Origin of the sequence: Providencia sp. PROV261 (assembly GCF_028477945.1) — a bacterium.
GTDB lineage: Bacteria > Pseudomonadota > Gammaproteobacteria > Enterobacterales > Enterobacteriaceae > Providencia > Providencia stuartii.
The window spans coordinates 84,065-96,988 of record NZ_JAMPMC010000012.1 but is presented as its reverse complement, the minus strand read 5'-3'; the positions used below and the strand labels follow the sequence as shown (position 1 = coordinate 96,988).

Annotated in this window: 12 protein-coding genes; 5 read left to right on the top strand and 7 right to left on the bottom strand. The window is 41.9% G+C overall.

Annotation, left to right across the window (positions count from 1 at the left end; translation table 11 throughout):
- Positions 1-23 precede the first annotated feature (23 nt).
- On the bottom strand, positions 24-923 hold the full coding sequence (gene nadK / locus PR675_RS08380) for an NAD(+) kinase (RefSeq protein WP_060561183.1): 900 nt from the start codon (positions 921-923) through the stop codon (positions 24-26).
- A gap of 101 nt (positions 924-1,024) precedes the next feature.
- Here nadK and grpE point away from each other — a divergent pair, with 101 nt between their 5' ends.
- Entirely contained in the window at positions 1,025-1,615 is a 591-nt protein-coding gene (grpE, locus tag PR675_RS08375) for a nucleotide exchange factor GrpE (protein WP_004921530.1), read from the top strand.
- Positions 1,616-1,680: 65 nt separating this feature from the next.
- Here the strand turns inward: grpE and ung are convergent, their stop codons facing one another.
- Positions 1,681-2,361 (bottom strand): uracil-DNA glycosylase, encoded by a 681-nt coding sequence (ung, locus tag PR675_RS08370; RefSeq protein WP_004921528.1) that lies wholly within the window; start codon positions 2,359-2,361, stop codon positions 1,681-1,683.
- A 320-nt stretch (positions 2,362-2,681) separates the two neighbouring features.
- Between ung and grcA the strand changes: the two genes are divergently transcribed.
- Together grcA and PR675_RS08360 are read left to right on the top strand one after the other, a co-directional pair.
- Entirely contained in the window at positions 2,682-3,065 is a 384-nt protein-coding gene (gene grcA, locus PR675_RS08365) for an autonomous glycyl radical cofactor GrcA (protein ID WP_004921525.1), read from the top strand.
- 161 nt (positions 3,066-3,226) lie between these two features.
- On the top strand, positions 3,227-4,684 hold the full coding sequence (locus PR675_RS08360) for an ankyrin repeat domain-containing protein (protein ID WP_060561152.1): 1,458 nt from the start codon (positions 3,227-3,229) through the stop codon (positions 4,682-4,684).
- 27 nt (positions 4,685-4,711) lie between these two features.
- Here the strand turns inward: PR675_RS08360 and srmB are convergent, their stop codons facing one another.
- The 4 genes from srmB to PR675_RS08340 all read right to left on the bottom strand — a co-directional run bounded on the left by srmB (position 4,712) and on the right by PR675_RS08340 (position 9,342).
- Positions 4,712-6,055: an ATP-dependent RNA helicase SrmB gene (gene srmB, locus PR675_RS08355; protein WP_060561151.1), complete on the bottom strand. Its 1,344-nt coding sequence runs from the start codon at positions 6,053-6,055 to the stop codon at positions 4,712-4,714.
- Between the two features lie 158 nt (positions 6,056-6,213).
- Entirely contained in the window at positions 6,214-7,419 is a 1,206-nt protein-coding gene (gene gltS, locus PR675_RS08350; RefSeq protein ID WP_014656340.1) for a sodium/glutamate symporter, read from the bottom strand.
- Between the two features lie 271 nt (positions 7,420-7,690).
- Positions 7,691-8,608 (bottom strand): formimidoylglutamase, encoded by a 918-nt coding sequence (gene hutG, locus PR675_RS08345; protein ID WP_040133320.1) that lies wholly within the window; start codon positions 8,606-8,608, stop codon positions 7,691-7,693.
- A gap of 2 nt (positions 8,609-8,610) precedes the next feature.
- A complete protein-coding gene (locus PR675_RS08340; RefSeq protein WP_060561150.1) occupies positions 8,611-9,342 on the bottom strand; it encodes an IclR family transcriptional regulator in 732 nt (243 codons plus the stop codon).
- A gap of 164 nt (positions 9,343-9,506) precedes the next feature.
- Here PR675_RS08340 and trmN point away from each other — a divergent pair, with 164 nt between their 5' ends.
- Positions 9,507-10,235, top strand: a complete 729-nt coding sequence (trmN, locus tag PR675_RS08335; protein ID WP_004921501.1) for a tRNA(1)(Val) (adenine(37)-N(6))-methyltransferase TrmN — start codon at positions 9,507-9,509, stop codon at positions 10,233-10,235.
- 31 nt (positions 10,236-10,266) lie between these two features.
- Here the strand turns inward: trmN and nadB are convergent, their stop codons facing one another.
- Positions 10,267-11,868, bottom strand: a complete 1,602-nt coding sequence (gene nadB, locus PR675_RS08330) for an L-aspartate oxidase (RefSeq protein ID WP_014656336.1) — start codon at positions 11,866-11,868, stop codon at positions 10,267-10,269.
- Positions 11,869-12,338: 470 nt separating this feature from the next.
- Here nadB and rpoE point away from each other — a divergent pair, with 470 nt between their 5' ends.
- Positions 12,339-12,917 (top strand): RNA polymerase sigma factor RpoE, encoded by a 579-nt coding sequence (gene rpoE / locus PR675_RS08325; RefSeq protein ID WP_004921494.1) that lies wholly within the window; start codon positions 12,339-12,341, stop codon positions 12,915-12,917.
- Positions 12,918-12,924 lie beyond the last annotated feature (7 nt).

Below are 12,924 nucleotides of genomic sequence, written 5' to 3'. Positions count from 1 at the left end.
GTAAAGAGGCAGATGAAAAAAAATTAGAAAGTTTTTTTGGCCCAGCCTAATTTTGAGCTTAACGTATTGAAATAGTTATAATCTTTTGGGTGAATAAGATTTAAACTTTTATTACTACGCTGTATGACGACTTCTTCACCATCTTGTATAGGAAGCATGATTTGGCTATCACAGCTCACTTCATAGTCAATATTACTGCGTAAAAATTTCAGGCAAATACGACTATCACTGCTGATCACTAATGGGCGTGAAGAGAGCGTATGTGGGAACATAGGGACGAGTACAATTGCATCAAGATTTGGTGTGAGAATTGGCCCTCCAGCAGAGAGTGAATAGGCTGTCGAGCCTGTCGGAGTGGCGATAATTAACCCATCAGAGCGTTGTGAAAAGGCAAAACGATCATCAATGTACACTTCGAATTCAATCATATGAGCGACTTTACCGGGGTGTAATACCACCTCATTAATTGCGCTACTTTTTCGTGCTTTCTGATTCGGTTTTATTACTTGTGCTTCCAGCAAAAAACGTTGTTCTTCATGATATTCGCCATCCAACACGCGAGATAATTGCTGTAAAGCATTATCAGGGTCAAGATCAGTGAGAAATCCAAGGTTCCCGCGGTTAACACCAATCACTTTATTATTGTAGCGAGATAGAATTCTAGCAGCCCCTAGCATGTTGCCGTCACCGCCAACAACAATAACTAAATCAGCCTGTTGACCAATCTCTGTAAGGTTACCTGTGTTCGCATTTTGTAGTTTTAAATCTTTGGCCACTTGTTTATCAATAATGGCATGATAATTTTTAGATAATAGCCAATTATAGATTAATTCATGGGTCGCTAAAGCTTCGGGATGACGTGGATGCCCCACAATACCGATAGTTCGAAAATTTGTTTTTTGCGTGTTATTACCCTTACGCATAATTTTTTGGCCTCTCATTGCGTGACGTCCCTTGAATCCCTGTTTTATATCCCCATAATACTCTAATAAATGGGATTAATGCTAAATACGCGGAGAAATTCATGAGTAGTAAAGAACAAAACATGCATGATGAGCAAGCCCCTGAGCTAAATGAAGAGCAAAAGTCGGAGTTAGAGCAAGAGCAAGAAGCGCAGCAGGCGGATCCACAGGCAGAAGTACAAGCGTTAGCAGCGCGTATTGCTGAGCTTGAAGAACAACTCGCAGCGTCACAAAAAGTGGAGCGCGAAGCGATGCTACGTGCACATGCTGAAATTGAAAATATCCGTCGTCGTACGGAGCAAGATATTGAAAAAGCGCATAAATTTGCGCTTGAAAAGTTTTCAAATGAGTTGTTACCCGTGATTGATAACTTAGAACGTGCTATTGATGCCGCTGATCATGAAAGCGAAACATCAAAAGCAATGTTAGAAGGCTTAGATTTAACTCTTAAAACCTTTTTAAGTGCTGTCGGGAAATTTGGTATTGAAGTCGTTGGTGAGTCCAATGTGGCCTTTAACCCTGAAGTCCATCAGGCAATGACAATGGTTGAATCGCCTGACCATCAACCAAACCAAGTGATTGATGTGATGCAAAAAGGTTATCTTTTAAACGGTCGCTTATTAAGACCTGCAATGGTTATCGTTTCTAAGTAATTAACGCATAACTAAATTGAAACCGGGTGAGCAATAGCGACCCGGTTTTTTTGTCACTCAAAAAGTTAAGCTTCGATAACAGGCGTCCAATCGATGGCTTCAAGCCCTTGCTGCTGCAATAGTTGATTCGTTTGTGAGAAGTGCCCACAACCTAAAAAACCCCGGTGAGCTGACAACGGCGATGGGTGAGGGGCTTTTAGTACATGATGGCGCTTAGTATCAATGATACGGCCTTTCTTTTGGGCATGTGAACCCCACAACAAGAAAACAACGCCTTCTCTATGCTCATTAATGGCAGCAATCACTTTATCTGTAAAAGTTTCCCACCCTAAATGGGCATGAGAGTGCGCATTGCCTTGCTCTACGGTTAATACTGTATTTAACAAGAGCACCCCTTGTTGCGCCCAACTCAGCAGATAGCCATGATTGGGGCGTTTAAACCCAGGGATGTCATTTTCTAACTCTTTGTACATATTGACCAATGAGGGAGGGGGCTTAATTCCCGGAAGAACCGAAAAAGATAAGCCATGGGCTTGACCCGGACCATGATAAGGATCTTGACCCAAAATGACGACTTTAACATCGGCAAGCTCGGTATATCTAAAGGCGTTAAACACATCTTGCTGTGGGGGATAAATAATTTTTCCTTTTTGACGTTCGTTCGCCACATAGGCAAGCGTGTCTTTAAAATAAGCCTGTGTTTTTTCTGAGCCAATGACGTCGTGCCAAGTAGGTGTGTTTGACATGAAAATTCCTATAACAAACAAATTATGTCTATAAGCTTACAGTTTAAGACCCAAGAGATAAAGGCGAGCTTTTGTCTATTTGATTAAAAATTTTTTTAAAAATAACTAAAAAAATTGATTTTTATAAATAATAAAAATTGATTTAAAACATAGTGTTGGGTGAATGACGGTTAATTACCTCTTGAAATTGTTGATAAATATCAAAGAAGCTGAGGGTTCTAGCTGGTATATAGTGTGTAGAAACATTGGTTAGACCAAATATTTTATTGGCAGTCAAATGAGTGGATTGATCCCAATCCTACCCGAACGTGGAGGTCGACATGATTACTGGTATTCAAATTACTAAAACTGACAATGCAGCGCTATTGAACTCTTTTTGGTTACTTGATGAAGAGAAAAATGAAGCGCGTTGTGTTTGTGCAAAAGCAGATTATAACGAAGGACAAATTGTTGCTAAGGATGAGTTAGGTGCTTTTGAGTACCGTGAAGTACCTTTAGAAGTTAAGCCAACAGTCCGTGTTGAAGGTGGTCAACACCTGAATGTCAACGTTTTAAGCCGTGAAACCTTAGAAGATGCGGTGAAAAACCCTGAAAAATATCCACAGTTAACAATTCGTGTTTCTGGTTATGCAGTGCGTTTTAACTCTCTGACACCAGAACAACAACGTGACGTGATCACTCGTACTTTTACTGAAAGCCTGTAATTGTTGTATTGTTCAAGGTAGAAGTATTAGTTTAAAATTAATTCAAAAAGCCATTGAATTCAATGGCTTTTTTATTCTTCTCTAATAAAGTACATTCTTTTTCCCTGCTGAAATTTCGCCTTTAATGATCTCCCTTATCACATCTTCAATGGGGAGAGTCTATGTCTTCTATCAATCAGAGTATCCAAACTAACTCATTAAATGAAATATCGTTAATTAAAGAAAGCATTAATATCTATCAGAGAAAAAGTGGTGTATTGGCACTGTGCTCTGAACAAAATCAATGGACGCAGACGCTATCGCCAAAACAACTTTTAGGCCCACATGCTCAATCGCATGATTATCTTATTGGGTTAATTGCTTATGGGGTCTATCTTAAAGATTGGAAAAATCTGCATGGTGTTGAGCGCCTTAATGCTCTGCAACTCAAAGAAATTGGCATTGATCCAAGCTTACTACGCGATAAATCAACAGGTTTTGAAGCTAATATTTGTCGCTTTAATGATTTGTATATTATTAGTTTTGCTGGTTCTGATGAACTCGTTGATTTCTATGCTGATTTACGACAAGGGCTGGGCTACTTTGAACCGCAATATTTTCAAGCGGTAAATTTAACCAACATTCTACATCGGGTCTCTAAAGGGAATATGATTTGTATAGGTCACTCTTTAGGCGGCGGATTAGCCACATTTGCAGCTCTTGCAAGCCAGACACCTTGCATCGCCTTTAGCTCTGCTGGTGTTTCTGCGAATACTATCAAGCAGATTGGTATGGATTACGAGACCGCAAAACAAGTGGCAAAGGATGGTCTCGTTCGCTTTTATGTGGTTCGTTATGATTGGTTAGATTTGTTGCAGTCAGTGATGCCATTTCCTCCCGCCTTAGGTAACAAAATTGTGTTGGATTACTATAAAGGGGAAAAAACGTGGCGGGATTGGCTCCCTCATCGTCTGTTAACACGTAACTTTATCGCCCATACGATGCCAAAAATTCTCAAAATGATGTGTCATTTTACACCGTGGGTAAATAAACAGGCGATGGTTAATGATGATTTTAATACACAGTTAGAAGAATTTAGCTGCAATTTTGCATTGAGTCATGACAGCACTCTGGCAGATTGGCAAAACAGCTGTGAAAACAGTATTAAGCAAGGCAATGTGACTGAATTTTCTACCTTGCTTTCAATGAGAAATAAACCAGCGAATTTTAATGAGCTACTAGGGTATGCCGTTCGTTCGACTGATCCTCGCTTTATGAAAATTCTTCTGAGTTCTGCTTACACAGATGAAATCAGAAAAACGTCATTGCCACAAAATCGCACTTATTTGCATTTAGCGGCGCAGTCAGGAAGGTTAGAGCAACTGGAAGTTTTATTAGCTGAAGGGGTAGAAATCAACGCAGTAGATGATTTAGGTAACACATCGTTACATGATGCATTAGGGAGCCATGCATTATCAGTTGCTGAGTTTTTACTGAGCCAAGGTGCTGATTGGCGTATTAAAAACTATCAGGGGTATGATTGCCGTGATGTTTTAGTAAACCATATGATTAAAGTGGATATGTTATCTGCGCAAGGAAAAAGAATGCGTGAAAAATTGCAGATGGTAATGATGCAATAAAAAACGGGCCGTAGCCCGTTAGTTGCATTATTCAGCGTTATCGCGAGTTGGTGCCGTAGAAGAGGAATTTGGTTTACGGCGTTTGCCAATGTTCTTTTTGTCACGATGACGAACTTTGGTTTTCTTTTTGGACTCTTCTTCTTTTTTCTTTTTCTCTTTACGTTTTGCGAGCACTTTCTTAGATGGTTTTGGTTTATTCATCATAGATTCTGAAGGTGCTTTGGTGCTTGGGCGTAGACTATCGATGACTCGCATTTTAATGGGGTCTTCAATATAACGGCTGACTTTACCGAACAGCGGATAGTCATGAGCTTCTATCAGTGAAATAGCGGTGCCTTTGCGGCCTGCACGACCGGTACGACCAATACGGTGGAGATACACATCAGCGGTGCGCGACATGTCAAAGTTAAAGACATGACTGACATTATCGATATCAAGTCCTCGCGATGCAACATCGGTCGCTACGAGTACTTTGACTTGCCCTGTCACTAAACGACGAACGGCTTCATTACGTTTCGCTTGAGCCATTTCTCCTTCAAGGTAACAAGACTCAATACCTGCATCTCGTAACCATTGTACGACTTCACGGACACGCTCACGCTTACGAACAAAAACAATGGACTTAGTCACATCCTCTTGTTTTAGCAGATGGCACAACAAGGCTGTTTTGTGTTCTAAATTATCGGCACGATAGTAAAACTGTTGTATTTTTTTACGTTCGCGACGTGACGATTCGGCATCAATTTCAACAGGATCTTCTAGCAGTCGTTCAGAAAAATCACGAATAGCTTCGCCTTCAAGGGTAGCAGAGAACAGCATAGTTTGTTTACGCCAGCGTGTTTCACCTGCAATTGTTTCAATGTCATTGGCAAAGCCCATGTCGAGCATGCGATCAGCTTCATCAAGGATCAGGATTTCAACGGCGCGGCAGTCAAAATTTTCTTCTTTGATGTATTGAAGCAAGCGGCCTGTTGTCGCGACAACAATATCTTGGTTTTCGCTAAAAACTTCAGCATGGTTCATATACGCGACACCGCCTGTAATCGTAGCGATATCGAGATGGTTATGTGCACATAACTCTTTTGCTTGGTCTGCAACCTGCATGGCTAGCTCACGCGTTGGTGTTAATATCAGCACTCGCGGAGGACCGGACTTTTTCCTTGGAAAGTCAAGTAAGTGTTGGATGGCTGGCAGCAAAAATGCGGCGGTTTTACCCGTACCAGTAGGGGCTGAACCTAAAACGTCACGCCCATCCATTGCGGCAGGGATAGCGGCAGCCTGAATTGCAGTTGGGCGTTCATAGCCTTTGTCTGCCAGCGCGTTGATCAGGCTTTCATCGAGTTCAAGTTCAGTAAATGTGGTTGCAGTCATGATATACCTCTATTTGGGGCGCTGATTATAAACAGGTTAGCCAAATTGTTCATCAGAAAATATCGATCTTTTAGCAAAGTGTACCTGTTTTAAGTTTCAACGGGCAGTGATATTGCCAGAAAGCGTGCTTTTCCGAGGTGAAAAGCACGCGATGGGGGTTAGCTGAGGATATTAATTAACCAAGTATGATAAGGGATACCAACTAAATCAATTAAAACAGCACCACTTAGCGGAACGATCATGAACGCTTTCATTGAGACATGTTTATAGCGTTCGCACACAGAGGACATATTTGCCATTGCATTAGGTGTCGCTCCTAATCCATGCCCCATTAATCCAGCACACATAACAGCGGCATCGTAATCTTTGCCTAAAAGTTTAAAGATCACGAATACAACCAATAGAACGAGGACAACCACTTGGGCGAATAGAATAATAAAGAGTGGTAAGGCAACGTCTTTGAGCTCCCAAATTTTTAGCGACATCATTGCCATGGTTAAGAATAGGCCGAGAGAGACCTCAGAAATTAAATCAACAGATTTTTGGTTGATTTTAAATAGGTTAACTTGGTCATTAATATTACGAATAATAATCGCAATGATCATAGCACCGACATAGCTAGGCAAAGAGAAGCCCGTTGCTTTGGTAAATTGTGCAGATGCGAATTGACCAATTACCATGATCCCGAGTACCAAAGCGAGCATTTTCAAAAAGGCATGGGCGTCAATGGACTCAATCTTACCTGCAATGGTCTCTGTTACTTTTGGGCTTTGCACTGACTCATCCGCTTGGATGGTCACCTTATATTTTTTAATCAGGAAAGAGGCAATGGGGCCGCCTAGTAGGCTACCGGTGATTAAACCAAAAGTTGCCGCTGCAATCGCCGCAACCGTCGCTGACTGCACACCTAAGCCTTCTGCCATTTGACCAAATGCAGCAGCACCGCCATGGCCTCCTGTTAATGAAACACCACCTGCCATAACGCCAATGACTGGGTCAATGCCTAATAAATGCGCCAGTCCGGCACCAAACGTATCTTGGAAGATCACTGTAAACCAGCAAATAAACAGATAAATAAACAGGAGCTTACCGCCGTTTTTGAGAATGCGAAAGCTGCCATCAATACCAATCGTGGTAAAGAAGGCAACCATTAAGAAGGTTTGCAAACTCGTGTCAAACTGGATTTCAGCTAAATTAAAGGATTTTAGCCCCCAAATAATCAGGCTTACTAAGAAGCCACCAATTACTGGGGATGGGATACAAAAACGTTGTAGCCATTCGATACGTTTTTTTAAATGGATGCCCATAAGCAGGCACAATACAGTAAGCAGAAGTGTAGATAATGTGTCTAGTTGTAATGTCATATAATTTTCCCGGTGTGCCCGCTTTCACAATTTGTCGTCTTTAGCGGCTAACCGCACCCTTATTGATACTTTAAAGGTTGCTTGTACGCTGCCTAGCGACAGTTTTGAAATCCCAAAGCCTATTTCTACTTAGCTGATTAACTAAAGAAGAACATGCTAGAGATCTATCATTGCCGCTTTATTTTTTGTCAGTACTTTTTCAAATACTGTTATTGTTATATCGCTACAAATTGAGTCTACGGGCGATTTATCAGTCGCGTTATTGTGTTTATTAGAATAAAAATTGGTAAATCAAATAAGCTGCTAATTTTGAAGTATGATTATCGATATCGAATTCTGGGTTGCACTCTGCAATATCAAAGAGTGCAATTTTGTTGCTGGCTTTAATCACCGAAAACAGTTCATCAAAGATCTCAGTAGTGATCCCTTTCGCTGCGGGAGCGCTGACTCCAGGCGCAATTGCGGCAGAAAAGACATCCAGATCAACGGTTACATATAAATAATCGACGTTATTAATAAACTGTTGAAGCCGCTCTATGGCCTTAGGTAATTGACTGTGATTTAGTTCTTTATCACGAATATATTGGCAACCTAATTTATCCGCCGTATCAAATAACACTTTCGTATTACCATGATCAGCAATACCTAAACAGAGATAATTAAATGGGCGATGATGCTGCTGGCATAAGTGTGCCGATTGTAAAAAAGGTGTGCCGGAAGTGGCTTCAGGTGCCGTTCGTAAATCAAAATGCGCATCAAAATTAATGATACCTATTGTTTTTGTAGGCTGGGTTTGAGCGATGAAGTCAAACAGTCCTTGAAAGCTGGCAAAAGCCACTTCATGACCGCCACCTAAAACAATGGGGGTCTGATTTGATGATAAAATATTGATAAGTTCATCCGAAAGACGACGTTGCGCTGCTTCTAAATCGCCATCGTCACAGCGAACAGTGCCGGCATCCCGGATGGACAAGGGGTGATGTATCGGAAGGCCAGCCAACTGCTGACGGATTGCATCAGGTCCTGCTTTGGCACCGAGCCGTCCTTTATTGCGCCTAACGCCTTCGTCAGATGCAAAACCAATTAAAGCAAACTGTGCAGGGGTATTTTTATTCATGACTTGATGGATACGTAGGTGCTCCTCAGTATCACCATCAGTACGGCCTTGCCAGATAAAAGGTGCTGCCATAATTACTCCATATTAATTAGTTTAGTCATGTTATGAGCTGCTTTGCAGGTCTCAGAGATAAACTCGTCAACTCGATGGGTTGAACGAAATTCAGGTGCCATCACAGAGACGACGGCAATCACATCGTTTCCTTTAAAAATAGGGGCTGAAACGCCTAAGACTCCTTCATCTATTTCACTGCATGAAACGCCATATCCTTGCTGGCGGATTTGCATCAGTGCATTTTTTAATTGCGTTATACTTTCAGGGGAGAGTAACTGTTCTTTATGAGTTTCAAATACTAATGATTGGTAGTCTTCATCTCGAAAGGCGAGCAAGGTTTTCGCGCTAGCGCCTTTAATTAGAGTATTACCACGGCCAATGACAAAAGAGCAGCGTAAGGCTTGTGAACTCTCAATCATGTCAACACAGATAGTTTCACATAGGTTTGATGTAATAATAGCGACCGTTTCTTGGGTCTTTTTACTCAGAGCTTGGAGTTCTAGTTGGGATGAATTCATGAGTAAGCTGTGGTGATAGTATTTTTCTTGAGTTTTGATACTCTGCGCACCAACAGTGTAAGTGCCATATTGTTTTGCATGGGTCACAAATTCCCAATTTATGAGAATGGCTAATAATCGATAAACAGTAGAAACTGGAATATTTAATGCGTTAGAAATCACTTGCGGAGTTACCGGAGCCGCGCTTGCAGTGATGTAAGATAAAATATTCAATGTCCTGTTAATACTGTTCATGGTATCCCCTTTTTTTCGAACTTAGCAGTAAAAATTTTGATGCTCAAATAATATTCTCATAATGTGAGAATTATTTTGTAGAAAAAGTGTAAAATTTGCATTCTTAAATTGTCACATAATGAAAGATTGATTGATTAATATACGATTTAGAGTGGTTGAATAACGTGAAAAAAAGCTATCGCAAAGGTGGTTTTACCTTTAAGCAGTTTTTTGTTGGTCATGACCGTTGCGCTATGAAAGTCGGAACCGATGGAGTATTACTTGGCGCATGGGCACCTGTTCAGCAGGCTAAAAAGGCGTTAGATATAGGGAGCGGCAGTGGACTCATTGCGCTAATGCTCGCACAACGCAATCAGCAAATGACCGTTGATGCTGTTGAACTAGATAAAGCAGCGGCTCAACAGGCACAGGAGAATTTCGCTGAGTCAAAGTGGGGAGAGAGGCTACAGATTTTTGAGCAAGATATAACGCAGTTTAGTGTATCAAGGCAAAAAGCGTATGATTTGATTGTCAGTAATCCACCTTATTTTGAGCCATCAGTATCATGCAGTAGTGAACAACGAGAGCAAGCTCGCTATACCGCGACGTTAACCCATCAGGCATTATTAGATAGTGCGATGGATTGTTTAACCACAGATGGCCTATTTTGCCTTGTATTACCCTATGATGTCGGTGAAAAAGTTGAGCTTATGGCGCATCGTAATGGCTGGTTTACTGCTTATCGCGTTAATATTCGAGATAAAGCAACGACGCCATTTCACCGTATGTTGTTGGGATTAAAGCGGGAATTAGTTGAGCCAGAAATTTCAACGTTAGTGTTAAAAGAAGCAGACAATAACATCTATACTGAAGACTTTCAGCGGCTTATTCGGGATTTTTATTTGAAATATTAATAGCCAACCCTCAGGTTGGCTAGGTATGAGATTACGGTTTGAGTACGGTGGGGCCTGAATGCTCCAGTAGATCAGGGTAGTCTAACGTATAGTGTAGCCCGCGGCTCTCTTTACGCTCTAAAGCGCAGCGAACCATCAGTTCAGCCACTTGGACGAGGTTTCTCAGTTCAAGTAAGTTATTAGAAATACGGAAATTGGCATAATAGTCGTGAATTTCTTGCTGTAACAAATGGATGCGTCGCAAGGCGCGTTCTAAACGCTTAGTGGTTCGTACGATCCCCATATAATCCCACATAAATAGGCGTAGCTCATGCCAGTTATGTTGAATCACAACTTGCTCATCTGAGTTGTGTACACGGCTATCATCCCATTCAGGGAGAACGGGAATATCCTCGATCTGCGTGATCGCATGGCAAATATGCTGTGAGGCGGACCATCCGTAAACGAGGCACTCTAACAGCGAGTTAGATGCCATGCGGTTGGCTCCGTGTAACCCTGTATAACTGACTTCACCAATGGCATAAAGGTTGGGGATATCGGTCATACCGTTTTGATCGACGCTGACACCGCCACATGTGTAATGGGCTGCGGGTACAATGGGGATCGGCTCTTTCGTCAGATCCAAACCAAGTGTTATCAGTTTTTCATAGATGGTAGGAAAGTGGCTTTGAATAAAATCAGCGGGTTTATGGCTAATATCAAGGTACATGCAATCAGCACCTAAGCGTTTCATTTCATGATCGATCGCTCTCGCAACAATGTCTCTCGGCGCTAATTCACAGCGTGGATCATAGTCGGGCATGAAACGGCTTCCATCAGGGCGTTTCAAATAGGCTCCTTCACCACGTAACGCTTCCGTTAATAGAAAATTGCGAGCTTGCGGATGAAAGAGGCAGGTTGGATGAAATTGATTGAATTCTAAGTTAGCGACACTACATCCAATACGCCATGCCATCGCAATGCCATCCCCAGAAGAGATGTCGGGATTTGTTGTGTATTGATAGACTTTTGCGGCGCCGCCTGTAGCCAAAACAACGATTTTTGCTCGGATCGTTTCAACGTGCTCTTTTTGCCGATTCCAAACATAGGCACCGACAATACGGCTTTCGCCTGCTAATCCGATCTTATCGGAGCGAATGAGATCAACCGCATTATAGCGCTCTTTAACATGGATATTCGGATGCGCAAAAGCGAGGTTGACGAGAGTCGTTTCAACCTCTTTGCCAGTTGCATCTGCATGGTGAAGGATCCTGCGATGGCTGTGTCCACCTTCGCGAGTGAGGTGATATTGGGTTTCACCTGTTTCAGTCACTTCCGTGTCAAATAGTACGCCTTGATCAATTAACCACTGAACGCACTCTTTGGCATTCGAGGCGATAAATTCGACGGCCTCTCTTTCACAAATACCTGCGCCTGCAATTAAAGTATCTTCTACATGGGATTCAATGCTGTCGGTATTATCGAAAACGGCTGCGATTCCACCTTGTGCGTAATAAGAAGCCCCTTCATTGAGTGTGCTTTTACTTAGGAGAGTAACTTTATGAAAAGGAGCAAGTCGTAAAGCGGCGGAAAGCCCAGCGACACCGCTGCCAATAATCAGAATATCAGTGTAATGCTGTGTGGGATCGTTCATAAGTGTTTGCATGTTGTATATACTCGTCGTTTCTACCCATAAGGGGCAGCATAAAACCCGTTATACAGACGGTTGCGCCCTAAGAAGTGGCAGGCCTAGCCGTTTACGGCAGAGAGCAGTCACAGTATAGTATCTATTGGAAGTTTCATGTTAGCCTATCAGGCTTGGCAATGCTATTTGTGAAATAGCGTTCAGCCTTGTATATCTACTAGGGGGTTGAGTCAGGTTTGGTACTTAGGGTAAATAAAGCGGTGTGATACGTAGAATAATGTATAAATTAGCGATAAATTAATTAGGATCACTTAGATCCTCTATCGGTAGTCACACGGTTTTTTGTCAATTTTTTACTATTTTTATGTATTAAATTGAACTTCACTTGTTTTTACTACTCAAAGTAACGCTTGCTTTAGGAAGGGAGACATGATCAAGTTAACAAATTTACAGCCTGAGCGCGGGAGATTTTCCCAGTAATGAGCGAGCAACTAACGGACCAGATGTTGGTCGAAAAAGTCCAAAAGGGCGATCAAAAAGCGTTCAACTTACTGGTTGTAAAATACCAGCACAAAGTTGCAAGCTTGGTTTCCCGTTATGTACCACAAGCGGATGTACCTGACGTTGCTCAGGAGTCTTTTATCAAAGCTTATCGTGCGATAGGGTCGTTTCGCGGTGATAGTGCTTTTTATACTTGGCTATATCGTATTGCGGTAAACACGGCTAAAAATTATTTAGTCGCTCAAGATAGGCGCCCACCCGCGTCAGATCTTGAAGCAAGCGATGCAGAAAACTACGAAACTGCAAGCGCTTTGAAAGAAATATCGAACCCAGAGAACTTAATGTTGTCTGATGAATTGAAGAAAGTAGTTTTTCGAACCATTGAGTCGTTACCTGAAGATTTAAAAATGGCAATAACACTCAGAGAACTTGATGGTTTAAGCTATGAAGAGATCGCCGAGATCATGGATTGTCCTGTAGGCACCGTGCGTTCGCGTATCTTTAGAGCAAGAGAAGCTATTGATAATAAAGTACAGCCACTGATCCAGCAGCACTAATATGTTT